This is a genomic window from Hydrogenophaga luteola (assembly GCF_042648585.1).
Lineage (GTDB): Bacteria > Pseudomonadota > Gammaproteobacteria > Burkholderiales > Burkholderiaceae_C > Hydrogenophaga > Hydrogenophaga luteola.
The window spans coordinates 766,742-788,900 of the sequence record NZ_JBHRXX010000007.1 but is presented as its reverse complement, the minus strand read 5'-3'; the positions used below and the strand labels follow the sequence as shown (position 1 = coordinate 788,900).

Sequence of the window (22,159 nt, the reverse complement as noted above, 5' to 3'; positions counted from 1 at the left end):
CCAGCCTTTTGGCACCGCGCGCGGCGCCGGGCCAAACCCTGCGAAAATACGCGGATGTTTACCGGCATCATCACCGGTGTGGGCCGCATCGCCGACCTTCACCCCCTGGGCAGCTCTTTGGACCACGGCAGGCGCCTGACGATCGAGGCGCCGCCGGGATACCTCGACGACGTCGCCCTGGGCGACAGCATCGCCCACAACGGCGCCTGCATGACCGTCACGACCCTGGACGCCGCCGCCTCCCGCTTCACCATCGACGTTTCGGCCGAATCCCTCTCGAAGACCACAGGTCTTTCCGAAGCTGGCCGACGGGTCAATCTGGAAAAGGCCCTGCGCGCCAATGACCGCCTGGGCGGCCACATCGTGTCCGGCCATGTCGACGGCGTCGGGCAGGTCACCCTGTTCGAGCGCGTGGGCGAGAGCTGGGAGCTGCGTGTGCTCGCGCCGCCGGCCCTGGCGAAGTACTTGGCCTACAAGGGCTCGATCGCCATCAACGGGGTGAGCCTGACGGTCAACCGCATTGAAGACCGCCCGGATGGCTGCGAGTTCAGCATCAACCTGATCCCGCACACCGTCCAGAACACCACCCTGGGCGACCTGCGCGCCGGCAGCGCGGTGAACCTCGAAATCGACACCGTGGCCCGCTATGTCGAGCGCATGCTCGGCGCAGTGCCCTCCCAGAACTGACCATCACCCAAGAAAGACCCCCATGTTTGGCGCAGACAAAGGCAGCACCAGCCTGCTCGACGGCAAGAAGCTCTCCATTGGCATCGTCCAGGCCCGCTTCAACGAAGGCATCACCAACGCTCTGTTCGAGGCTTGCCACGCCGAGCTGCTCGCGCTGGGTGTGCAAGAGAAGCACATCACCCACGTCACCGTGCCGGGCGCACTGGAAGTGCCCATCGCCCTGCAGGCCATGGCCGAGCAGGACGAGTACGACGCCCTGATCGCGCTGGGCTGCATCATCCGTGGCGAGACCTACCACTTTGAACTGGTCGCCAACGAATCGGGCGCCGGTGTGACCCGTGTCTCGCTGGACACCCACACGCCGATCGCCAACGCCATCCTCACCACCGAGAACCTGGAACAGGCCGTGGCCCGCCAGACCGAAAAAGGCCGTGATGCGGCGCGCGTGGCGGTCGAAATGGCCCATGTGCTGGAGCAGATCGGTTGAACCCCATGAACGACCAGAGCCCGACCAAGCCGCGCAAGGCGGCCGACAAATCAGCCCGCACCCGGGCGCGGGAGTTTGCGCTGCAAGCGCTCTACCAGCACCTCGTGGGCCGCAACGCCGCCAGCGACATCGACAGCTTCACCCGCGATCTCTCGGGCTTCCACAAGTCAGACAGCGCCCACTACGACGCGCTGCTGCACGGCTGTGTGGAGCAAGCCGAGACGCTGGACGCCCTGGTGACGCCGCTGCTGGACCGGCCGATGGCCGAGATCTCGCCGATCGAACACGGCGTTCTGTGGATCGGCGCGTACGAGCTTCAGCACTGCCTGGACGTGCCGCTGCGGGTCGTCATCAATGAATGCGTCGAGCTGGCCAAGTCCTTTGGCGGCACCGATGGCCACAAGTACGTCAACGGGGTGCTGCACCAGCTGGGCGCCCGGCTGCGCCCGCACGAAGCGGCCGCTGCGCCGGCCGGCGCGCGCAAGTCGTCCAAGGCGGAATGACGTTGCGCCCGGAGCCTTTGCGCCTGTCCCGCCGCGCCCGGCGCGTGGAACCTTTCTATGTGATGGAGCTGGCCAAGGCCGCGGCCGACATGGCGCGGCAGGCCCGGCCAGGCGACCGGCCAATGATCTACCTGAACATCGGCGAGCCGGACTTCACCGCACCCGGCCCGGTGCAGGCCGCGGCCGAACGCGCGATCCGGGAGGGCCGCAGCCAGTACACACCCGCCACCGGCCTACCCGCCCTGCGTGAGGCCATCAGCGGCTGGTACGCCAGCCGCTTCGGTCTGGACATCGACCCGGCCCGCATCGTGGTGACGGCTGGCGCGTCCGCCGCGCTGCAGCTGGCCTGCCTGGCGCTGATCGAGGCCGGTGACGAGGTGCTGATGCCCGACCCCTGCTATCCCTGCAACCGCCAGTTCGTGCAGGCGGCCGAGGGCACGCCCGTGCTGATTCCGTCCGGCCCCGAAGACCGCTTCCAGCTCAGCGCCGACCATGTGGCCTCGGCCTGGGGTGAAGCCACGCGCGGCGTGCTGCTGGCCTCGCCGTCAAACCCCACCGGCACTTCGATCGCCCGCGCCGAGCTGGAGCGCATCGCCCGTTTCGTGCGGGATAAAGGCGGGGTCACCCTGGTGGACGAGATCTACCTGGGCCTGTCCTACGACGACGCCTACGGCCACAGCGCGCTGGGCCTGCCTGATGGCCTGGGCGACGAGGTGATCAGCGTCAACAGCTTCTCCAAGTACTTCAACATGACCGGCTGGCGCCTGGGCTGGCTGGTGCTGCCACCGGCGCTGGTGCCGGCGGTGGAGCGTCTGGCCCAGAACCTGTTCATCTGCGCCAGCACAGTCGCCCAGCACGCGGCGCTGGCCTGCTTCGAACCCGAGAGCCTGGCCGAGTACGAACGCCGCCGCGCCGAGTTCAAGGCGCGGCGCGACTTCTTCATCCCAGCGCTCGACCGCCTGGGCTTGCCCGTACCGGTGATGCCCGACGGCGCGTTCTACGCCTGGGCCGATGTCTCCACGCTGTGCGAGCGCTGGAATCTGAAGGCGCCGGATGGGCGCCCGGAAGAAGGCGGCAGTTGGGCGCTGGCCTTCGAGCTGATGCGCCGCTGCCAGCTGGCCACCACGCCCGGTCGTGATTTCGGCCTGGCCAACCCCGGCCGCTACCTGCGCTTTTCCACCGCCAACGCCCTGCCCCAGCTGCAGGAAGCGGTGCACCGGCTGGAGGCCGCACTGTGAGCAACTCGGATCATCAGGTTTTCAGTTGGCCCGTGCGCATCTACTGGGAAGACACCGATGCCGGCGGCATCGTCTTCTACGCCAACTACCTCAAGTTCTTCGAACGCGCGCGCACCGAATGGCTGCGCCACCTGGGCGTGGAGCAGCAGAAGCTGCGCGAGCAGGTGGGCGGCATGTTTGTGGTGACGGGCACGCAGCTGCGCTACCACCGCCCGGCGCGGCTCGACGATTTGCTGACTGTTACCGCCCGTGTGACCGAACCGGGCCGGGCCTCGCTCACAATCGAGCAGACCGCCTCGCTGCAGCCCGCCGACGGCTCGGCACCGATCCTGCTTTGCGAAGGCAGCATCCGCATCGGCTGGGTCGATGCGGTGCAGCTTCGCCCCCAGCGCATTCCGGCGGCCGTGCTGCAGGCACTCGTCCCCGGGAACCAATGACCCCCTGACCCGACTCCAACTCCCTCAACGACATGTCCCAAGATCTTTCCATCGTCCAGTTGATGCTCAACGCGAGCTGGGTCGTGCAGGCCGTGGTGGCCCTGCTGGTCCTCATGTCCGTGATCAGCTGGGCGGCCATCTTCCGCAAGGTGTTCACCCTCAAGCGCGTCAACCGGCACAACGAGGACTTTGAGAAGGAGTTCTGGTCGGGCACCAACCTGAACGACCTCTACTCGGCCGCCGCCCAGAGCGCGCGCCACGGCGGCCCGATGGAACGCATCTTCGCCAGCGGCATGCGCGAATACCACAAGCTGCGCGAGCGCCGTATCAGCGATGCAGGTGCCCTGCTTGACGGCGCGCGCCGCGCCATGCGGGCCAGCTTCCAGCGGGAACTCGATGTGCTGGAAACCAACCTCTCCTTCCTGGGCACCGTCGGCTCGGTGGCACCGTATGTGGGCCTGTTCGGTACGGTCTGGGGCATCATGCACGCCTTCACCGGCCTGGCCGCGCTGGCCCAGGTGACGCTGGCCACGGTGGCCCCGGGCATCGCCGAAGCCCTGGTGGCCACCGCCATCGGCCTGTTCGCTGCCATCCCCGCGGTGGTGGCCTACAACCGCTTTGCCACCGACATCGACCGCGTGGCCAATCGCATGGAGACCTTCATGGAAGAGTTCTCCAACATCCTGCATCGCAACCTGGGGCAGCAGCCCAGCCAGGCCACGCCGTCGGGACACTGAACATGGCCGCAGTCTCCTCGCGGGGCCGCACCCGCCGCACCAAGAACGAGATCAACATGGTCCCGTTCATCGACGTGATGCTGGTGCTGCTGATCATTTTCATGGTGACAGCCCCCCTCATCTCGCCCAGCCAGATCAGCCTGCCCAGCGTGGGCCAGGCCGACGCACAGCCCAAGAGCTTCGTGCAGGTGGTGATCAGCAAGGACGAAACCATCCAGGTGCGCTTGGGCACCGCGAGCAAGGGCGGCCAGGGCGTGAAACTGCCGCAGCTGGCGGCAGAGGTCCGCAAGCTGCAGGGCACGGCAGCCGAAGCGGGCACCCCGGCCGACGCCGTGCCGGTGGTCATCAGCGCCGACAAGGACATCAAGTACGACACCGTGGTCAAGGCCATGGACACGCTCAAGCGCGCGGGCGTCGACCGCGTGGGCCTGGCGGTCCAGGCCAGCCGCTGAACGCCCGGACATGCAGATCATCACCGACGCCATCGACTTCAAGCCGCCGCGCTCCGGCCGCTGGGGCACGCCGCTGGCGCTGGCCCTGGGCGCGCACGTGCTGCTGATGGCGGCGCTCACCTGGGGGGTGCACTGGAAGCAGGACGAACCTCAGGTGGCATTCGAGGCCGAGATCTGGTCGGCCCTGCCGCGCGAGGCCGCGCCGCGGGCGGTGGAACCACCCCCTCCGCCGCCACCCGAGCCGGAACCCCGACCGGAACCCAAACCCGACCCGAAGCCGGAGCCCAAGCCCGAGCCACCACCGCCTCAGCCGGCGGTGAAGCAGCCGGACATCGCGACCGAGAAGGCCAGGCAGAAAAAGCTGGAAGAACAGAAGCAGCGCGAGCTGGAAGAGGCGGCGAAGAAGAAGAAAGCGGCCGAAGACAAGGCTGAGCGCGAGAAGAAAGAGAAGGAACTGGCCGAGAAGAAGAAGGCAGACGACCTGAAGAAGAAGGAACTCGCCGAAAAGAGGAAAAAGCAGGACCAGGAGCGCAGGGAAGCTGAGCGTCGCCAGGATGAACTGGCAGATAAGATGCGTCGCGACCAGATCGCCCGCATGATGGGCCAGGTGGGCGCCAGCGGTGGCCCCGAAGCCCGAGGCTCGGCCCAACAGTCCAGTGGCCCGTCGTCGGGCTACGCGGGCCGGGTCCGGGCCAAGGTCAGCCCCAACATCCGCTACACGGAGGATTTCCCGCGCTCGCTGCGCACGGAGATCGAGGTGCGCGCGCTGTCCGACGGCACCATCACCTCGCGGCGCGTGGTCGATAGCAGCGGCAACCCGGCCTGGGACGAGGCGGCCCTGAAGGCCATTGATCGCACCGGATCCCTGCCGCGCGATGTCGATGGCCGGGTCCCCTCTCCCATCATCATCGTGGTCCGCCCGACCGACTGACCCGCGCTCATACCGGGTTGACGGACGCTTCTTCCGGCAACGGAAGCCCCTGCAGCACCCGGTCCAGCTCGGTGGGGTCCACTGGCTTGTGCAGCACGGCTGCGAACAGGGTCTTGAGCAGGCCCGCCTCGACCTCGTCAACGTGACCACTCATCAGCACCACCGGAGGCGGCGCATTCGTGGCACGGATGCGCTGGGCCAGCCCCACCCCGTCCAGACGGGGCATCGACTGGTCGGTCAGTACCACGTCGAAGTGCTTGCCCGTCTGCGAAAACTGGCTCCAGGCCTCTTCGCCGTCGCGTGAGCGCGTGACCTGCCAGCCCTTGCGCTCCAGCAGCGCGGCCCAGGCGTGGCGCACCGACTGGTCGTCGTCCACGAACAGCAGTTGGCGCCCCTTGCCAGGCCCGCCCGGGGTGGTGACGGAAGCCACCGCCTCGTCACGCCGGCTGGCGGGCAGGCACAGCACAAAACACGCACCGTCCTGGCCATTGACCAGCCCCAGCGATCCATGGTGCCGGGCCATGATGCCCTGCGCCACCGAGAGACCCAGTCCGGTGCCCCTGCCCTTGGCCTTGGTGGTGAAGAAGGGGTCGAACACGCGGTCCACATGCTCGTGCGGGATGCCGGGCCCATGGTCGCGCACCCGCAGCACCAGATAGCGCCCATCGGGGAGACCGGATGCGCCGGCGGTCAGCTCCTGGCCATGCCCGGGTGGAAGCTCCACCGATCCCAGTGTGAGATCGATACGCCCCTTCCCATTCATGGCATCGGCCGCATTGATCAGCAGGTTCACCAGCACCTGCTGCAACTGTGTGGGGTCGGCATCGACCTCATCGTCATCGACCTCGTAGTGCACCACCAGCTCGCAGTCGCGCGTCAGCCCGGCAGAGACCATGACCTTCGTCTCCTCGATCAGGGCGGCCCAGTGCAGGCGGCGCAGCCGGGGTGCGGACTGCCGGCCGAAGGCCAGCAACTGGCGCATCAGCCCGTCGGCGTAGCGCGTCGACTTGAGCGCCTGCTGCAGGGCCTCGTGGCTCGGGTGGGTGCTGTCCAGGTCTTCGCTGGCCAGGCGGATCCAGCCCGTGATGGCTGCCAGCGAGTTGTTGAAGTCGTGTGCGATGCCACCGGTCAGGCGCCCCAGCGCCTCGGTCTTCTGAGACTGCATGAGCTGCACCTGCAGGGCTTCCTGCCGCACGTGCGCTTCGCGCTGGGCCTCGGCATCGGACCGGACACGTGTCAGCAGACCGTTGACGCCCTCGGCCAGCTGGGTGAGTTCGTCGTCACCGGCCACTCGGACCTCGTGGCCCGCAGTGGGCCCGTCCACGGTGATGCGTTTCACGTCGTGGTGCAGCTTCTGCAGGCGGCGCAGCACCAGACGGTCCAGCAGAAACGCCAGCAACACGCTGGCGAACAGCCCGGCGAGCGCCGCCAGACCGATGCCCTGCCAGGTCAGCACCCTTGCCTGTTCTGCAAGCGAACGGTCAAGCCCCAGCACCAGTTCCGCCACCGGCTGACCCTTGTGGTCCTTCAGCACCGCGTGCAGATCGGCACGCTGATCATCGACCGGTTCGAGGTGCAATTCCTCCCCGCGGTGGCTGGGCGCGTCGAACGACAACGACAGCGGCGTCATCAGCACTTCCGAAAAGCGTGCCAGTTCGGCCTGGTCGAAGCGGCGGACCATGACGATGGCTCCGACCACAGGCGCCCCGCTGACGCCGGGCCGTTGCACCGCGGCCACGGCCACCATGTCCAGCTGACCATCGGCCACGCGAAGGGTATGGATAGAGGAAAGAGGCTCGGATGGCGCCAGCACCTCCCGGGCCAGAGGTCTGAGCGGTTCGATGCGCGCCACTGGCACCGCCACCTTGTGCCCTTGGTCGTCCACAGTGACACTGGTGACCAGCGCACCTTTTGCATCAAACACCGCCACTTCGGAGATGCGCAGATACCCCAGGTTGCCGGCGTCGAAGTTGTCGTCCATGAACCCGGGTTTGCGCCCCTGCAGGAAGTCGACCGCGTCCGCCCACTGGGCGTAGTCGCGATTGGTGGCGCTGAGGGACTGCACCTGCTGGTCGAGCACCCGCCGCGCCCGCTCGCCTTCGCGCTGGGCCCGGTCGGTTTCGAGCTGGTCAAACGACTCACCGACGATGTATCGGGCACCCAGCATGGCCGAGCCGGCGGCGATCCCGACGATGGCAAAAACCAGCGCCCAGGCTTTGTATTGCAGTTTCATGGTTGTCGAAATCATCGGCGCAGCATGCGCCGACTTGACCGCCCTGGCACACCCGGGCGTGACAGGATTGACAACCCGTGGGGGTTTTTTGCAAAAACGCGGTGAGCCGTCAGTCGAACACGATCTCGGCGCGGCGGTCATGAGCCTGCGCCATCCAGCTGGCCAGCGCCGCGTCGGTCGGGAAAAACAGCGCCCGGTCGTCCAGCTGCAGCTCGCAGCGCGCGCCGGCGCGCTCCACCATCAGCCGCACACCCAGCCCCCGGACCAGCTCGCCCTGCTCGGTTTCTTCGCGCCGGGGCGGGAAGTCGCGCACCAGCTGGGCAATCGCCGGTGCGTGGCCGTTGACCGCCACCCGCAGGTACTTGCCGAAGCGGCAGCGGGCGGCCGCCAGATCCCAGATCTGCTGGATCTTCAGCCGCAAGCCGCCGGAGAATCGGTCGGGCTGCACGGTCGCCTGCACGACCAGCAGCTCGTCGTCCTTGAGCAGGTGGCGGTACTGGTTGATCAGGTTCTCGTCGGCACTGACCTCCAGCACGCCGCTCTTGTCATCGAGCTTGAAGAAGGCGAGCTTGCCGCGCTGGCCGTTGATGACGCGGAAGTCCGAGACGATGCCCGCCAGGATCACCGGGTCGCGGCTTTCCTTCACGTCGGCCAGCGGCGTGCGGGCAAAGCGCCGCACCTCGCGCTCGACCTCGTCGAACAGATGGCCCGAGAAATAGAAGCCGATGGCGGTTTTCTCGTGCGTCAGTCGCTCCTTCACACCCCAGGGCGTGGTGGTCTCGTAGGCCGGTTCCTGCGTGCTGGAGCCATGGTCGTCGCCGCCCAGCATGTCGAACAGCCCGCCCTGGTGGGCGTTGGCCTGGGTGGCCGCGGCGTACTCGAAGGCTGTGTCCAGCGAGGCCAGCAGCTCGGCCCGGTTGAGGTTGAGCGCATCGAAGGCGCCGGCCTTGATCAGCGCTTCCACTGTGCGCTTGTTGATGCGCTGGCGGTCCACGCGCAGGCAGAAGTTGAACAGGCTGGTGAACGGTCCCTTCTCGTCGCCGTTCGGGCCTTCGCCGCGCCCTTCGCGCGCAGCGACGATGGCCTCGATCGCCTGCTGGCCCGTGCCCTTGACCGCTCCCAGGCCGTAGCGGATGAGCTTGTCGGTGACCGGCTCGAAACGGTAGACGCCGCGGTTCACGTCGGGTGGCTCGAAGGCCATGCCCATCTTGCGCGCGTCTTCCCACAACACCTTGAGCTTGTCGGTGTCGTCCATTTCCACCGTCATGTTGGCGCAGAAGAACTCGGCGGTGTAGTGCACCTTGAGCCAGGCCGTGTGGTAGGCCAGCAGCGAATAGGCGGCGGCGTGCGACTTGTTGAAGCCGTAGCCGGCGAACTTCTCCATCAGGTCGAAGACCTCGTCGGCCTTCTCCTGGCTGATGCCCTTTTCGGCTGCGCCCTTGCGGAAGATGACACGGTGTTCGGCCATCTCCTCGGGCTTCTTCTTGCCCATGGCCCGGCGCAGCATGTCGGCGCCACCGAGCGAGTAGCCGCCCAGCACCTGGGCGGTCTGCATCACCTGCTCCTGGTAGACCATGATGCCGTAGGTCTCGGCCAGCACCGGTTCCACCAGCGGGTGCGGGTACTCCACCACCTCCTTGCCGTGCTTGCGGTTCACGAAGCTGGGGATCAGGTCCATCGGCCCCGGCCGGTACAGCGCGTTCAGGGCGATCAGGTCTTCCAGCCGGCTGGGTTTGGCGTCGCGCAGCATGCCCTGCATGCCGCGGCTTTCAAACTGGAACACGGCCTCGGTCTGGCCTTTGGAGAACAGCGCGTACACCGCCTTGTCGTCCAATCGCACGTCCTCGAAGCGGAAGTTCTCCTGGCCCTTGTGGCGCTTCATGATGAACTCGCGCGCGATCTCCAGGATGGTCAGCGTCGCCAGGCCCAGGAAGTCGAACTTCACCAGACCGATGGCTTCAACGTCGTCCTTGTCGTACTGGCTCACCGCCGATTCGCTGCCCGGCTGCTGGTAGAGCGGGCAGAAATCGGTCAGCTTGCCCGGCGCGATCAGCACGCCCCCGGCGTGCATGCCGATGTTGCGGGTCATGCCTTCGAGCTTCTGCGCCAGCTCGATCAGGGTCCTGACGTCCTCTTCCTTCTCGATGCGCTCCGCCAGGATGGGCTCCATCTCGATGGCGTAGTTGTTCTTGTCGCCGTCCTTCTTGGGCACCGGCGGGTATTGCAGCGTCACGCTCATGCCCGGCTTGTTGGGGATGAGCTTGGAGATGCCGTCGCAGAAGCCGTAGGAGAAGTCGAGCACGCGCCCCACGTCGCGGATGGCCGCGCGCGCGGCCATGGTGCCGAAGGTGGCGATCTGGCTCACCGCGTCCTTGCCGTAGCGGTCCTTGACGTAGTCGATCACCCGGTCGCGGTTGGACTGGCAGAAGTCGATGTCGAAGTCGGGCATCGACACCCGCTCCGGGTTCAGGAAGCGCTCGAACAGCAGGTTGTACTGCAGCGGGTCGAGGTCGGTGATGAGCAGCGCGTAGGCCACCAGGGAGCCGGCGCCGGAACCCCGGCCCGGGCCCACCGGGCAGCCGTTTTCCTTGGCCCACTTGATGAAGTCCGACACGATCAGGAAGTAGCCCGGGAACCCCATCTTCAGGATGGTGTTGAGCTCGAACTCCAGCCGCTCCACATAGCGCGGTCGCTGTTCCTCGCGCTTGGCTTCGTTGGGGAACAGGTGCTTCAGGCGCCCTTCCAGCCCCTCGTAGGACACGTGGCGGAAGTACTCCTCCACCGACATGACCCGGCCGTCTACCGGCGGGATCGGGAAGTTGGGCAGCTGCGGCTTGCCCAGCACCAGGGTCAGGTTGCAGCGCTTGGCGATTTCCAGCGTGTTGGCGACAGCCGAAGGGATGTCGGCAAACAGCGCTTCCATCTGCGCCGAGGACTTGAAGTACTGCTCACGCGTGAAGCGGCGCACGCGGCGGTTGTTGGCCAGGATCTCGCCCTCGGCGATGCAGACCCGGGCCTCGTGCGCCTCGTAGTCGTCGGCGGTCAGGAACTGCACCGGGTGCGTGGCCACCACCGGCAGGTGCAGGCGTGCGGCCAGCTGGACGGCGGCGGTCACATGGCGCTCGTCGTCGGCACGGCCAGCGCGCTGCAGCTCGATGTAGAAGCGGTGCGGAAACAGGCTGGCCAGCTGCAGCGCCAGGTCGGCCGCGCGCTGTGCGTCGCCCTGCACCAGCGCCTGGCCCACCGGGCCGGCCTGTGCGCCGGAGAGCATCAGCAGCCCGGCGTTGAGTTCTTCCAGCCATTCGCGCTGCACCACCGCACCGGCCCGGCCGTCGCTGCGCGTCCAGGCACGGGCGAGCAGCTCGCTGAGGTTGAGGTAGCCCTGCTTGTCCTGCACCAGCAGGATCACGCGCGGCGCCGGCGGCTGGTGGGCACCGGGCATGGCGCCCGGCGTCTCGTCGGTGAAGCCCGCCAGCGACACCTCGGCGCCCAGAAGCGGTTTGACGCCCGCGCCGCGGGCCGCCTTGTAGAACTTGACCGCCCCGAACAGGTTGTTGAGGTCGGTGATCGCCAGCGCGGGCTGGCCGTCGGCCTGGGCCGCCGCCACGGCGTCGTCGATGCGGTTGGTGCCGTCGACGACGGAAAACTCGGTGTGCAGGCGCAGGTGGATGAACATCGGTGCAACAAGCCCGCGGACGGCGGACGAAAGGAATCAGGGCGCCTTGTCGGCGTTGTGCGCCTTCCAGGCGCGGATGGCGTCGGCGATGGTGGCGTTGTCTTCGCCGGCCAGCGCGTGGCGCCGCCAGAGGAATTCGCCCAGGAACATCAGGCCGATCAGCGGGCCGCCCAACAAGTAGGCGAAGGTCGACCAGACCGGCGTGGGCGCCCACAGGAACAGCGCCACCGACACCAGGGCCATGGCCAGGAAGAACAGGCTCCAGGCGATGGTGACCCCACGGGTGTAGACCAGTTGCCGGGCCGACAGCACCCCGCCGTGGACCAGCCGCGCCATCTGTGTCACCAGCGACTCGCCTGGCCCCCACAGGGTGCGGCCGAACACCACCGCCATCAATATATAGACGCCCGTCTGATCCAGAAAGAACAGCAGCGGTACGCGGGCGGTGAGCCAGGGCCAGGCGCCGACCAGCAGCGCCGCCATCAGAGCCAGGCCCGTCAGGCCCAGCGAGCGCGCCGGCAAGCTCCACAGGCCCAGCACCAGGGCTGTGACCACGGGCGCCAGCGCCAGCGCCGCGCCCCAGCCGGAGGGTTCGCTCTGGCCGGCCGCGACGTGCGACGCCACGGCCCAGGCCACCGCCACCAGGGCCGCCACCAAGCCTTTGATCCAGGGCCACACGGAAGAGGCCGCCGGCGGGGGCAGTTCGGTCGTCGAAGGGGGCATGGGGTAAGGAGGTGCGCGCCAGGAGGCGCCATACAAACGGACCCGTGATTTTACCGGGGGGTGGCCTGTCCGCAGCCCCTGGCCGGCTCCCTACAATGCCCGCCACCACCCCATCCCCTGACCGATCACCGTGCCCATTCCTCCGCTTCGCATCCCCGCCTTCACCGCCGTGTCGGCCCTGGGCGACGGCCGGGCGGCGATGGTGGACGCCATCGCGCAGGGCCGCAGCGGCCTGCGCCCGCTCGGACCGCACGACTTCGGCGCCAACCCGATGGCCGGGCCCCTGGACACCTGGGTCGGCCGCGTCGCCGGGCTGGACCAACCCCTGCCGGCGCGCTGGGCGCACTGGGATTGCCGCAACAACCGCCTGGCCTGGCGGGGCCTGCAGGCCGACGGCTTTGTGGATGCGGTCGGCGCCGCGGTGCGGCGCCACAGCGCCGGCCGGGTGGCCCTGGTGCTCGGCTCGTCCACCGCCAGCATCGGCGCCACCGAAGACGCCTACCAGGCGCTCGACGCCACCGGCGTGTTCCCGCCCCAGCCCGACAACCCGGCGTTGCACACCTTGCATTCGCTCACCGGTTTTGTGCAGGAGGTGCTGGGTCTGCAGGGGCCGGCATTCACGATTTCTACCGCCTGCTCGTCCAGCGCCAAGGTGTTTGCAGCCGCCGAGCGCCTGATCCGCCTGGGGCTGGTGGACGCTGCCGTGGTGGGCGGGGTCGACAGCCTGTGCGGCAGCGTGCTGTTCGGCTTCCACGCGCTGCAGCTGGTGTCGCCCGACCCCTGCCGACCCTTCGACGAGGCGCGCCAGGGCATCAGCATCGGCGAGGCTGCGGCCTTCGCGCTGCTCGAACGGGGCGCCGGCGGCCTGCAGCTGCTGGGCCACGGAGAGTCCAGCGACGCCCACCACCTGTCCGCCCCCGACCCCGACGGCGCCGGCGCCGAGGCCGCGCTGGACCAGGCGCTGGCCCGAGCCGGGCTGAGCGCCGGCGACATCGACTACCTGCACCTGCACGGCACCGCTACGCCGAAAAACGACGAGGTCGAGGCGCGCCTGATCGATCGGCGCTTTCCCCCACACACGCCGGTCAGTTCCACCAAGGGCATGACCGGCCACACCCTGGGCGCGGCCGGCGCCCTGGGTGCGGTCTTCAGCCTGCTGGCGCTGGAACACGGCCTGCTGCCCGGCACCGTGAACACCCGCGCGCCCGAGGCGGGCCTCCAGGGCCGGCTGCTGCTGGCGCCGCGGGAGCAGCGGGTGCACACCGTGGCCAGCCATGCCTTCGCTTTCGGTGGCAGCAACTGCGTGCTGGTCTTCGGTCGCGACGACGGAGCGGGCTCATGAGCAGGTTCAGCGCCCACATCGACGGCATCGCGCTCTGGTCGCCCACCCTGCCCGGCTGGGCCGCGGCGCGTTCCGCGCTCCGGGGCGAGGCACCACCGGCGGACCCGCCCCTGCCGATTCCAGCGCCCAGCCAGCTGCCACCGGCCGAGCGACGCCGGGCGCCCCAGACGGTGGCGCTGTCCCTGGCAGCGGCCCACGAGGCGGTGGCGGCCTGCGGCCACGACCCGGCACAGCTGCTGGCGGTGTTTGCCTCGGCCCACGGTGACCTGCCGGTGATCGACGAGCTGTGCCGCACCCTGGTGCACACGCCCACCCTCGTGTCGCCTACGCGCTTCCTGCACTCCATCCACAACGCGCCCGCCGGGTTCTGGAGCATGCTCACCCGCAACGGCCAGGCCAACACCTCGGTCAGCGGCGCCGCGCACAGCTTCGCCCACGGCCTGCTGGAGGCGCTGGTGCAGTGCGAGGCGGAGCAGCGCCCCGTGCTGTACGTGGCCTACGACACCGCCGCTGTCGGCGCCCTGACCCACACCACCCGCAGCCAGGGCGCGCTGGCCGTGGCGCTGGTGCTGGCGCCCCAGGCCGGGTCTGCCACCAGCGCCCGGCTGGACTGGCAACTGAGTCCAGGCGCGGGCGATCCGCCAGCCACCCGCAGCCCCGCCGCCCAGACCCTCAGCCACAACGCCATGGCGCCCGCACTGCCGCTGTTCGAGGCCCTGGCGGAGGAGCAAGCGGCGCGGCTGCGCTGGCCCCTGTCGGCCCACCAGTCGCTGGACCTGCTCATCGCCCCCTGAAGCCCTGGGTTTCCCTGTTCCAAAGGCCGCACAACGAAACAATGCGGCGATACTGCCGCCATGAATCCGCAACACCCTTCCCGCGACGTCGTGATCCTCGGTGGTGGACTGGCCGGCCTGACGCTGGCCCTGCAACTGCGACAGAGAGAGCCCGACCTGGACATCCTGGTGCTGGAGCGGCGTTCGGAGCCCGCGCCCGATGCGGTCCACAAGGTGGGTGAATCGACGGTCGAGGTCGGCGCGCACTACTTCGACAAGGTCCTCGGGCTGGGCGAGCACCTGCGAGAGCGCCACCTGCGCAAGTTCGGCTTCCGTTTCTTCTTCTCCGAAGGCCGGCGCGATCTGGACCAGGTGACCGAGATCGGCGCCAGCCGTCACCTCTCGGTGCCCAGCTACCAGATCGACCGCGGCATCTTCGAGAACTTCCTGGTCGAAGAGGCCCGCCGCCGCGGCATCGAGGTGGTCGAAGGATCGATGGTGCGCCGGATCGACCTGGCCGAGTCGTCCAGCGACCCGACCGCCCTGCACCGCGTGGGCTACACCCACGACGGGGCGAACCACGAGGTCAGCAGCCGCTGGGTGGTGGACGCCTGCGGGCGCGCCGGCCTGATCAAGCGCAAGCAGGGACTGGCCGAACCGAACAACCACGCCGCCCACGCGATCTGGTTCCGCATCAAGGACCGCATCGAGATCGACCGCTGGACCGACAACGCCGAGTGGCGCGGGCGCTGCGACCCACCGGCGCGCTGGCTGTCGACCAACCACCTGGTCGGTGCGGGCTACTGGGTCTGGCTGATCCCGCTGTCCTCGGGCTCGCACTCGGTCGGCATCGTGGCCGACCCGGCAATCCACCCACTGGACACCATGGACACGTTCGACAAGGCCATGGACTGGTTCCAGACCTACCAGCCGCTGCTGTTCGACGAGCTGGACGGCAAGCGCCACCTGCTGCAGGACTTCGCCTTCTTCAAGCGCTTCTCCTACGGCTGCAAGCAGGTCTATTCGGCCGACCGCTGGGCGCTGACCGGCGAGGCCGGCCTGTTCCTAGATCCCTTCTACTCGCCCGGCAGCGACTTCATCGCCATCAGCAACACCTACATCACCGAGCTGGTCAGCATGGACCGGCGCGGCGAGCGGCTGGGTGCGCGGGTACAGGTGTTCGACCAGCTGCTGCACTCGTTCTATGAAAGCACGCTGGCGCTCTACCAGGACCAGTACCCGATCTTCGGCGACCCCGAGGTGCTGCCGGTCAAGGTGATCTGGGACTACACCTATTACTGGGGTGTGCTGGCGCAGTTCGTGTTCCACGACCGGCTGGCCGACCTGTCGTCGCTGGCCGCGCTGCGCAGCGAGCTGGCCCAGTGCCAGGCGCTCAACCGCGCAGTGCAGGACTTCCTGCGCGCCTGGTCGGCGGTGAGCGAGAAGCGCAACCCGGCCGTGATGCTGGACCAGGCCGCCCTGCCCTGGTTCGCCGAACTCAACCGCAGCCTCAACGACACGCTGGACGCCGCCGGCTTCGTGGCCCGCATCCGCACGTCCAACGCCCAGCTGCACACCCTGGCCGGGCAGATCCTCGGTCGCGCCCTGGCCGAGCACCCCGGGCTGGACACCGGCGCACTGGGCCGGCTGGTGACGCCGGACTCCGGCGCCAGCGACCCGGCCTGCGCCCTGCTTCCGGGCCGGCTGCCCGAGCCGGTCTGCTGAGGGCAACGGACTATGATGCGGGGCTTCCGCCGGCGCCCGCCCGGCGGCCTCCGCATTGCATTCCGAATCCCACGCCATGAACACACCGGCCCCGGGCAGCGTCAGCGCCCCTTCCTGCGATGTGCTGGTCATCGGCGGCGGCCCAGCCGGCTCCACGGTGGCCAGCCTGCTCGCCGAAAAAGGCCACCAAGTGGTGCTGCTCGAAAAGGCCCACCACCCGCGCTTTCACATCGGTGAATCCCTGCTGCCCGCCAACCTGCCGCTGTTCGAGCAGATGGGCATCGCCGACGAGATCAAGGCCATCGGCATGCACAAGCCGGGTGCGGAGTTCGTCTCCATGGAGCATGGCCGCGCCCAGACCTTCTATTTCGCCGACGCCTGGGACAAGTCCATGCCCGCCGCCTACCAGGTGCGGCGCGCCGACTTCGACCACATCCTGTTCCGCCACGCCCGCAACAAGGGCGCCCTGGCGCTGGAGGGGGTCAAGGTCACCGGGGTCGAATTTCTGGACGGCGGTGGCGCCCATGTCAGCGCCATGGACGCGGATGACCAGGCGGTGCGCTGGCACGCGCGCTTCGTGGTCGATGCCTCGGGGCGCGACACCTTCCTGGCCAACCGCTTCCGCATCAAGCACCGCAACCCGCGCCACAACAGCTCGGCCCTCTACGCGCACTTCCACGGCGCCAGCCGCGGCGAAGGCGAAGAGGAAGGCAACATCCGCATCTTCTGGTTCGCGCACGGCTGGTTCTGGTTCATCCCGCTGACCAACGGCACCACCAGCATCGGGATGGTCACCTGGCCGTACCACATGAAGTCCAAGGGCGCGCGCAGCCTGCAGGAATTCCTGATGGACAACATCGCCACCTGCCCGCCGCTGGCCGAGCGCCTGTCCATGGCCACGCAGGTGAGCCCGGTGGAAGCCACCGGCAACTTCTCTTACGTTTCCGAACGCAACCACGGCGAGAGCTACCTCATGCTCGGCGACGCCTATGCCTTCATCGACCCGGTGTTTTCCTCGGGCGTCTGGCTCGCCATGCACAGCGCCGTGGTGGGCGCCGACACCATCGACACCTGCCTGCGCCAGCCGCAGCGCGCCGCCGCCGCGTTCAAACATTTCGACCGGGTGATGCGCCACGGGCCCAAGGAGTTTTCCTGGTTCATTTACCGCGTCACCAATCCGATCATGCGCGACTTCCTGATGGGTCCGAAGAACGTGTTCCGCGTCAAGGAAGCCATCCTGTCGGTGCTGGCGGGCGATGTGTTCGGCAAAACCCCGATCTGGCGCTCGATCCTCGTGTTCAAGGCGATGTACTACATCGCCAACATCACCCAGCCCCGGCGCGCTTTCAAAGCTTGGCAGCGGCGCCGCTTCAACATCCGCAAGGTGGACGATCCCGCCATGTACAACGCATGAAGACCCTCCACCAACTCGCGTCCGTTCTGGGTCTGGCCGGCCTGCTGCTGGGGGCCACCGCCCCGGCCCAGGGCGCGGAAGACAAGCCGCTGTGGGAAGCCGGCGCCGGGGTGGCGGCGGTGAGCTTTCCCGCCTACCGCGGCTCGGACCAGCGCCAGGCCTTCGTGCTGCCCACGCCCTACTTCGTCTACCGCGGCGAGTTCCTCAAGGCCGACCGCGACGGCGTGCGCGCCGAGCTGTTCGACTCCGACCGCGCCGAGCTGACCGTCTCGGCCGCGCTCTCGCCCCCCGCGTCGAGCGAGGACATCCGGGCGCGCGCCGGCATGCCCGACCTGCGCGCCAACTTCGAAGTCGGACCGCAGCTGAACCTGACCCTGTGGCAGACCGAGGGCAAGGCCCGCCAGCTCAAGCTGCTGCTGCCGCTGCGCGCGGCCTACACGCTGGAACGCAACCCGAAGAGCCTGGGCTGGGTGCTGCACCCCAAGCTCAACCTGGACCTCACCGACCTGTCCGGTCTGCCGGGCTGGAACGTGGGCCTGCAGGCCGGCCCGCTGTTCGGCGACCGCAAGCAGCACCAGTACTTCTATGGCGTCGACGCCGCCTACGCCACCGCCGACCGCGCGGCCTACCGGGCCGGTGCCGGGTTCGCCGGCATGCAGTACCTGGTGGGCGTCTCCAAACGATTCGGCAACCAGTGGGTCGGCGCCTTCCTGCGCTACGACAGCCTGCGCGGTGCCGCGTTCGAGGCCAGTCCGCTGGTGCGCACGCGCCACTACGTGGCCGGCGGCGTGGCGGTGTCCTGGGTGCTGGGTGAATCGAGCGAGCGCGTCCGGGTCGATGAGTGACGCGCTGCGGCCACGCGGTCCGCTGTGGACCCTGTACGAGCACCTGGCCATGCACGTCGGCCTGGGTGCGCTGGCCCTGCTCTGCCTGACCTGGCTGCCCTTTGCCATGCTGCTGCACCCGCTGCTGCCGAGGCCCGTCGGCCAGCGGCTGGGCCGGCGTGTGATCGCGGCGGGCTTCCGTTTCTACCTGGGCCTGCTGGAGCGGCTGTGCGCCTGCCGCTTCGACCTGTCCGAGATCGAAGGTCTGCGCCATGAGCGCGGGCTGGTCATCGCCGCCAACCACCCCTCGCTGCTCGACGCGGTGATCCTGGTCTCGCAGCTGCCCGACGCGATCTGCGTGATGAAGGCCAGCCTGATGGACAACCCGCTGTTCGGCTCGGCCGCGCGGCTGGCGCGCTATGTGCGCAACGACGGCATCCTGCAGATCATCGCGGGCGGCTGCGAAGCGCTGCAGCAGGGCACCCACCTGGTGCTGTTTCCCGAGGGCAGCCGCACCGTGCACTTCCCGGTCGACCCGCTGCAGCCCACCGCGGGCATGATCGCCTGGCGAGCCGACGCCCCTGTGCAGACCGTGCTGCTGGACTTCTCCACCGCCTACCTGGGCAAGGCCTGGCCGCTGCTGCGCCCGCCAGTGCTGCCGCTGACCGTGAAGGCCCGACTGGGCCGCCGCTTCGACGCCCCCACCGATCACACCGCCTTCACCACCGAGCTGGAGGCCTATTTCCGCCGCGAGGTCCGAGTACCCGCCGCCCCACCCGCATGACCGCTTCCGCTTCGAGCACCCACCTGGTGCTGATCCCCAGCTACAACCCCGGCCCGGGCGTCATCGACACCGTGCGCCAGGCCCGCGCGCAATGGACGCCCGTGTGGGTCGTCGTCGATGGCAGCACCGACGGCACCGACCGGCTGCTGCAGGCAGAAGCCGCCCGCGACCCCGGCCTGCGCGTGATCGTGCTGCCGCAGAACCAGGGCAAGGGTTCGGCCGTGCTCGCCGGCATCGAACAGGCCGCGCGCGAGGGCTTCACCCACGCACTGACCATGGACTCCGACGGCCAGCACCCGGCCGACCTCATTCCGACCTTCATGGCCGCCTCTCAGCGCGACCCGGGCACCATGGTGCTGGGCAAGCCGGTGTTCGGCCCCGAGGCCCCTGCCCTGCGCGTCAACGGCCGCAAGGTCTCCAACGGCTGGGCCAACCTGGAGACGCTGTGGATGGGCGTGGGCGATTCGCTCTACGGCTTTCGCGTCTACCCCATCGCGCCTCTGGCGAAGATCATGCGCGGCAACCGCTTCATGCGCCGCTTCGACTTCGACCCCGAGGCCGTGGTACGGCTGTGCTGGGCCGGCGTGCGGCCGGTCAACATCGACGCCCCGGTGCGCTACCTCAGCGCGGAGGAAGGCGGCGTCTCCCATTTCAAATACCTGCGCGACAACACCCTGCTGACCTGGATGCACACCCGGCTGTTCATCGGCTTCGTGCTGCGGCTGCCCCTGCTGGTCTGGCGACGCCTTTTCGGATCGGAACGAACATGACCCAGCCGGCAGCCCGCAAGGGCGCGCTCAAGGACGACCCGCGCCTGCACCCCTATTTCAAGAGCGAAGGCGAACGCCGACAGCTCACCCAGACCATGTTCAACGAGGCCGCCGGCGGCTACGACAGCGCCGAGAGCCTGACCGCCCTGGGCAGCGGCACCTGGTACCGGCGCGACGTGCTCAAGCGCAACGGCCTGTCCGCCGGCATGACGCTGGTGGACGTGGCGGCCGGCACCGGCCTGGTCACGGTGGCCGGGGTCGAGCTGGTCGGCCCGACGGGCCGGGTGATCGCAGTCGACCCCTCGCCCGGCATGCTGGCCGAGCTGCGCAAGAAGGTGTCGGTGGAGACCATCGAAGCCTTTGGCGAAGCCATTCCGCTGCCCGACGCACAGGCCGACTTCGTGTCCATGGGCTATGCCCTGCGCCATGTGGACGACCTGAACCAGGTGCTGTCCGAGTACCTGCGCGTGCTCAAGCCGGGCGGCAAGGTCTGCATCATGGAGATCAGCCGCCCGCGCGGCCGCCTGCTGCGCGGCCTGCTGCGCTTCCACATCTCGGTGCTGGTGCCGCTGTTGGCGCGGCTGACGGGCCGGCACGCGGACGTGCAGAAGCTCTGGGCCTACTACGGCGACACCATCGAGGCGGCGCTGGACCCCGACACCATCATGGATGCCCTGCGGCGCGCCGGCTTTGTCGACGTGGGCTGCTCGGTGTCGCTGGGCATCTTCCGCGAATACACCGGGGTGCGGCCAGCGTGAACACCACCGAGATCTTCCTGATCGCGATGCTGATCATCTTCAGCCTGCCCTGGCTGGTCTGGAGAGTGTTCAACACCGACTACTTCGCGCCGCTGGTGGTGGTGCAGATCATCATGGGCATCCTCCTGGGGCCCGGGGTGCTGGGCAAATGGTCGCCCGACTACTACCAGTTCGTCTTCACGCCTGCGGTGGTGCAGTCCCTCAACGGCATCGCCTGGTGGGCCGTGATGCTGTTCGTGATGATCGCCGGCGTGGAGCTGGACCTGGCCCAGGCCTGGAAGCACCGGCGCGAGAGCGGCATCACCGCCGGGCTGGCGCTGGGCGTGCCGCTGCTGCTGGGCTGCGGCGCCGCGATGGTGCTGCTGCAGTTCCCGGGCTGGATGGGGCCGCTCGCGCAGGACTGGCAGTTCGTCACCGGCGTCGGCATGGCCTGCGCGGTCACCGCACTGCCGATCCTGATCCTGCTGATGGAGAAGCTGGAGATCCTGCGCCAGCCGCTGGGCCAGCGCATCCTGCGCTATGCCAGCCTGGACGACATCGCGATCTGGGGCGTGCTCGCGCTCATCCTGATGGACTGGAGCCGCGTCGGCAAACAGGCCGCCTTTCTCGCAGGCTTCATCGTGCTGGGCTGGGGCTTCCGCCGCCTGATGGCCTGGCTGCAGGAACGCGACCGCTGGTACGTGGCACTGATCTGGCTTGCCGCCTGCGGCTTCGGCGCCGACTGGGCCGGCCTGCACTACATGGTGGGCGCTTTCCTGGCCGGCGCGATCATGGACGCGCACTGGTTCAACCAGGACAAGCTCGACCAGCTGCGCCACCACGTGTTGCTGGTGATGATGCCGGTGTTCTTCCTCTCCACCGGCCTGCGCACCAACTGGGCGGTGGGCGGCGCCGAGGTGTTCGCGGCGGCGGCGCTGCTGCTGTTCGTGTCGGTGGCCGGCAAGCTGATCGGCGTGCGCATCGCCGGCCGTGTGCTCGGCTGGGCGCCGGGCGAGGCCAGCGTCATCGGCTGGCTGCTGCAGACCAAGGCGCTGATCATGATCATCTTCGCCAACATCCTGCTGGACAAGCAGGTCATCACCAGCGAGACCTTCACCGCCCTGCTGCTGATGGCGGTGGCCAGCACCATGCTGACGGTGCCGGTGGTGGCGCCGAGGATGTCGGCGCACCGCTGAGGGCTACTTGCCCGCGCCCTTGACCGAAGTCGGGTCGGGGGCGCGCTGCTCGCAGCCGCGGGGCACGGTGTCGACGCGGGTGAACACCTCGGTCGCGCCGTTGACTTCGCTGCCCACATAGGCGCGTGCGTGCAAATTGCCGTCCTTCAGTCGCAGCTTGATGCTGTGAAACTTGCGGGTGCGTGTGTCGAAGGCCCAGCCTTCTGTCCACACGCCGGCGTTGAACTTGGTGGCCTGAAACACCTTTCTGTTGCAGTCCAGGGCGACGCTTCGGTTGGGGTTTTCGACCTCCCGGTCCCAAACGATCTCGCCGCAAAGCGCTGTCGGGGGCGCATCCTTGAACAGCGAACAGCGCTTGAGCTCCACAATCCCGTCGCCCTGCGCCGTGATCCAGTAGCCCACAAAATCATCGCCCTTGTCCTGGGCCAGTGTGCTGGCCATCGTCGAAGCGATGGCGATGCCGACAGCCCATGCGTGGATCTTCATGCTT

General features: G+C 68.5%; 21 protein-coding genes. 17 read left to right on the top strand and 4 right to left on the bottom strand.

The genetic code is table 11. The features are described from left to right. Nucleotides 1-54 precede the first annotated feature (54 nt). Genes ACFOPI_RS18525 through tolA form a run of 8 tightly spaced genes read left to right on the top strand, consistent with a single transcriptional unit; the run spans nucleotide 55 to nucleotide 5,472 of the window. Entirely contained in the window at nucleotides 55-687 is a 633-nt protein-coding gene (locus ACFOPI_RS18525) for a riboflavin synthase (protein ID WP_382177083.1), read from the top strand. A 22-nt stretch (nucleotides 688-709) separates the two neighbouring features. Beyond that, nucleotides 710-1,174: a 6,7-dimethyl-8-ribityllumazine synthase gene (ribH, locus tag ACFOPI_RS18520; protein ID WP_382177080.1), complete on the top strand. Its 465-nt coding sequence runs from the start codon at nucleotides 710-712 to the stop codon at nucleotides 1,172-1,174. Between the two features lie 5 nt (nucleotides 1,175-1,179). Beyond that, on the top strand, nucleotides 1,180-1,677 hold the full coding sequence (nusB, locus tag ACFOPI_RS18515) for a transcription antitermination factor NusB (RefSeq protein ID WP_382177077.1): 498 nt from the start codon (nucleotides 1,180-1,182) through the stop codon (nucleotides 1,675-1,677). A 17-nt stretch (nucleotides 1,678-1,694) separates the two neighbouring features. Further along, nucleotides 1,695-2,915 carry a pyridoxal phosphate-dependent aminotransferase gene (locus ACFOPI_RS18510; protein WP_382177222.1) on the top strand — a complete coding sequence of 407 codons (1,221 nt, stop codon included), beginning with the start codon at nucleotides 1,695-1,697 and terminating at the stop codon, nucleotides 2,913-2,915. Then, entirely contained in the window at nucleotides 2,912-3,352 is a 441-nt protein-coding gene (ybgC, locus tag ACFOPI_RS18505; protein WP_382177074.1) for a tol-pal system-associated acyl-CoA thioesterase, read from the top strand. The genes ACFOPI_RS18510 and ybgC overlap by 4 nt, the downstream gene beginning before the upstream one ends. A gap of 32 nt (nucleotides 3,353-3,384) precedes the next feature. After that, nucleotides 3,385-4,089 (top strand): protein TolQ, encoded by a 705-nt coding sequence (gene tolQ / locus ACFOPI_RS18500; protein ID WP_382177072.1) that lies wholly within the window; start codon nucleotides 3,385-3,387, stop codon nucleotides 4,087-4,089. A 2-nt stretch (nucleotides 4,090-4,091) separates the two neighbouring features. Next, nucleotides 4,092-4,541, top strand: a complete 450-nt coding sequence (locus ACFOPI_RS18495; protein ID WP_382177069.1) for a biopolymer transporter ExbD — start codon at nucleotides 4,092-4,094, stop codon at nucleotides 4,539-4,541. 10 nt (nucleotides 4,542-4,551) lie between these two features. Beyond that, entirely contained in the window at nucleotides 4,552-5,472 is a 921-nt protein-coding gene (gene tolA, locus ACFOPI_RS18490; protein WP_382177066.1) for a cell envelope integrity protein TolA, read from the top strand. 7 nt (nucleotides 5,473-5,479) lie between these two features. On the opposite strand, the gene ACFOPI_RS18485 is transcribed toward tolA, so the two are convergent. From ACFOPI_RS18485 to ACFOPI_RS18475, 3 genes are all read right to left on the bottom strand, one after another. Next, a complete protein-coding gene (locus ACFOPI_RS18485; protein ID WP_382177063.1) occupies nucleotides 5,480-7,705 on the bottom strand; it encodes a CHASE4 domain-containing protein in 2,226 nt (741 codons plus the stop codon). 109 nt (nucleotides 7,706-7,814) lie between these two features. Then, nucleotides 7,815-11,381 (bottom strand): DNA polymerase III subunit alpha, encoded by a 3,567-nt coding sequence (gene dnaE, locus ACFOPI_RS18480; protein ID WP_382177060.1) that lies wholly within the window; start codon nucleotides 11,379-11,381, stop codon nucleotides 7,815-7,817. Between the two features lie 36 nt (nucleotides 11,382-11,417). Next, nucleotides 11,418-12,104: a hypothetical protein gene (locus tag ACFOPI_RS18475; RefSeq protein ID WP_382177057.1), complete on the bottom strand. Its 687-nt coding sequence runs from the start codon at nucleotides 12,102-12,104 to the stop codon at nucleotides 11,418-11,420. Nucleotides 12,105-12,240: 136 nt separating this feature from the next. Here ACFOPI_RS18475 and ACFOPI_RS18470 point away from each other — a divergent pair, with 136 nt between their 5' ends. From ACFOPI_RS18470 to ACFOPI_RS18430, 9 genes are all read left to right on the top strand, one after another. Then, nucleotides 12,241-13,446 (top strand): beta-ketoacyl-[acyl-carrier-protein] synthase family protein, encoded by a 1,206-nt coding sequence (locus ACFOPI_RS18470; protein WP_382177220.1) that lies wholly within the window; start codon nucleotides 12,241-12,243, stop codon nucleotides 13,444-13,446. Then, entirely contained in the window at nucleotides 13,443-14,240 is a 798-nt protein-coding gene (locus ACFOPI_RS18465; RefSeq protein ID WP_382177054.1) for a beta-ketoacyl synthase chain length factor, read from the top strand. The genes ACFOPI_RS18470 and ACFOPI_RS18465 overlap by 4 nt, the downstream gene beginning before the upstream one ends. Nucleotides 14,241-14,300: 60 nt before the next feature. Continuing rightward, complete coding sequence (locus ACFOPI_RS18460) at nucleotides 14,301-15,944, top strand: NAD(P)/FAD-dependent oxidoreductase (RefSeq protein ID WP_382177051.1); 1,644 nt, start codon at nucleotides 14,301-14,303, stop codon at nucleotides 15,942-15,944. 76 nt (nucleotides 15,945-16,020) lie between these two features. Beyond that, nucleotides 16,021-17,358 (top strand): NAD(P)/FAD-dependent oxidoreductase, encoded by a 1,338-nt coding sequence (locus ACFOPI_RS18455; RefSeq protein WP_382177050.1) that lies wholly within the window; start codon nucleotides 16,021-16,023, stop codon nucleotides 17,356-17,358. After that, complete coding sequence (locus ACFOPI_RS18450; RefSeq protein ID WP_382177048.1) at nucleotides 17,355-18,203, top strand: MipA/OmpV family protein; 849 nt, start codon at nucleotides 17,355-17,357, stop codon at nucleotides 18,201-18,203. Before ACFOPI_RS18455 ends, ACFOPI_RS18450 begins: the two co-directional genes overlap by 4 nt. Then, a complete protein-coding gene (locus ACFOPI_RS18445; RefSeq protein WP_382177045.1) occupies nucleotides 18,196-18,966 on the top strand; it encodes a lysophospholipid acyltransferase family protein in 771 nt (256 codons plus the stop codon). The genes ACFOPI_RS18450 and ACFOPI_RS18445 overlap by 8 nt, the downstream gene beginning before the upstream one ends. Then, nucleotides 18,963-19,736 (top strand): glycosyltransferase family 2 protein, encoded by a 774-nt coding sequence (locus ACFOPI_RS18440; protein ID WP_382177042.1) that lies wholly within the window; start codon nucleotides 18,963-18,965, stop codon nucleotides 19,734-19,736. The genes ACFOPI_RS18445 and ACFOPI_RS18440 overlap by 4 nt, the downstream gene beginning before the upstream one ends. After that, nucleotides 19,733-20,494, top strand: a complete 762-nt coding sequence (locus ACFOPI_RS18435) for a class I SAM-dependent methyltransferase (protein WP_382177040.1) — start codon at nucleotides 19,733-19,735, stop codon at nucleotides 20,492-20,494. Before ACFOPI_RS18440 ends, ACFOPI_RS18435 begins: the two co-directional genes overlap by 4 nt. Beyond that, nucleotides 20,491-21,669 (top strand): cation:proton antiporter, encoded by a 1,179-nt coding sequence (locus ACFOPI_RS18430; RefSeq protein ID WP_382177039.1) that lies wholly within the window; start codon nucleotides 20,491-20,493, stop codon nucleotides 21,667-21,669. The genes ACFOPI_RS18435 and ACFOPI_RS18430 overlap by 4 nt, the downstream gene beginning before the upstream one ends. Nucleotides 21,670-21,672: 3 nt before the next feature. On the opposite strand, the gene ACFOPI_RS18425 is transcribed toward ACFOPI_RS18430, so the two are convergent. Beyond that, nucleotides 21,673-22,155, bottom strand: coding sequence for a DUF2147 domain-containing protein (locus ACFOPI_RS18425; protein ID WP_382177037.1), 483 nt, complete (start codon nucleotides 22,153-22,155; stop codon nucleotides 21,673-21,675). Nucleotides 22,156-22,159 lie beyond the last annotated feature (4 nt).

Bases quoted from the DNA above. Each gene is read 5' to 3' on its own strand.
- ACFOPI_RS18450 (WP_382177048.1), top strand. From the start codon at position 17,355: ATGAAGACCCTCCACCAACTCGCGTCCGTTCTGGGTCTGGCCGGCCTG.
- ACFOPI_RS18495 (WP_382177069.1), top strand. From the start codon at position 4,092: ATGGCCGCAGTCTCCTCGCGGGGCCGCACCCGCCGCACCAAGAACGAG.
- ACFOPI_RS18440 (WP_382177042.1), top strand. From the start codon at position 18,963: ATGACCGCTTCCGCTTCGAGCACCCACCTGGTGCTGATCCCCAGCTAC.
- ACFOPI_RS18455 (WP_382177050.1), top strand. From the start codon at position 16,021: ATGAACACACCGGCCCCGGGCAGCGTCAGCGCCCCTTCCTGCGATGTG.
- ACFOPI_RS18475 (WP_382177057.1), bottom strand. From the start codon at position 12,104: ATGCCCCCTTCGACGACCGAACTGCCCCCGCCGGCGGCCTCTTCCGTG.
- ACFOPI_RS18525 (WP_382177083.1), top strand. From the start codon at position 55: ATGTTTACCGGCATCATCACCGGTGTGGGCCGCATCGCCGACCTTCAC.
- nusB (WP_382177077.1), top strand. From the start codon at position 1,180: ATGAACGACCAGAGCCCGACCAAGCCGCGCAAGGCGGCCGACAAATCA.
- tolA (WP_382177066.1), top strand. From the start codon at position 4,552: ATGCAGATCATCACCGACGCCATCGACTTCAAGCCGCCGCGCTCCGGC.
- ACFOPI_RS18465 (WP_382177054.1), top strand. From the start codon at position 13,443: ATGAGCAGGTTCAGCGCCCACATCGACGGCATCGCGCTCTGGTCGCCC.
- ribH (WP_382177080.1), top strand. From the start codon at position 710: ATGTTTGGCGCAGACAAAGGCAGCACCAGCCTGCTCGACGGCAAGAAG.
- ACFOPI_RS18460 (WP_382177051.1), top strand. From the start codon at position 14,301: ATGAATCCGCAACACCCTTCCCGCGACGTCGTGATCCTCGGTGGTGGA.
- ACFOPI_RS18425 (WP_382177037.1), bottom strand. From the start codon at position 22,155: ATGAAGATCCACGCATGGGCTGTCGGCATCGCCATCGCTTCGACGATG.
- ACFOPI_RS18485 (WP_382177063.1), bottom strand. From the start codon at position 7,705: ATGAAACTGCAATACAAAGCCTGGGCGCTGGTTTTTGCCATCGTCGGG.
- ACFOPI_RS18435 (WP_382177040.1), top strand. From the start codon at position 19,733: ATGACCCAGCCGGCAGCCCGCAAGGGCGCGCTCAAGGACGACCCGCGC.
- tolQ (WP_382177072.1), top strand. From the start codon at position 3,385: ATGTCCCAAGATCTTTCCATCGTCCAGTTGATGCTCAACGCGAGCTGG.
- ACFOPI_RS18445 (WP_382177045.1), top strand. From the start codon at position 18,196: ATGAGTGACGCGCTGCGGCCACGCGGTCCGCTGTGGACCCTGTACGAG.
- dnaE (WP_382177060.1), bottom strand. From the start codon at position 11,381: ATGTTCATCCACCTGCGCCTGCACACCGAGTTTTCCGTCGTCGACGGC.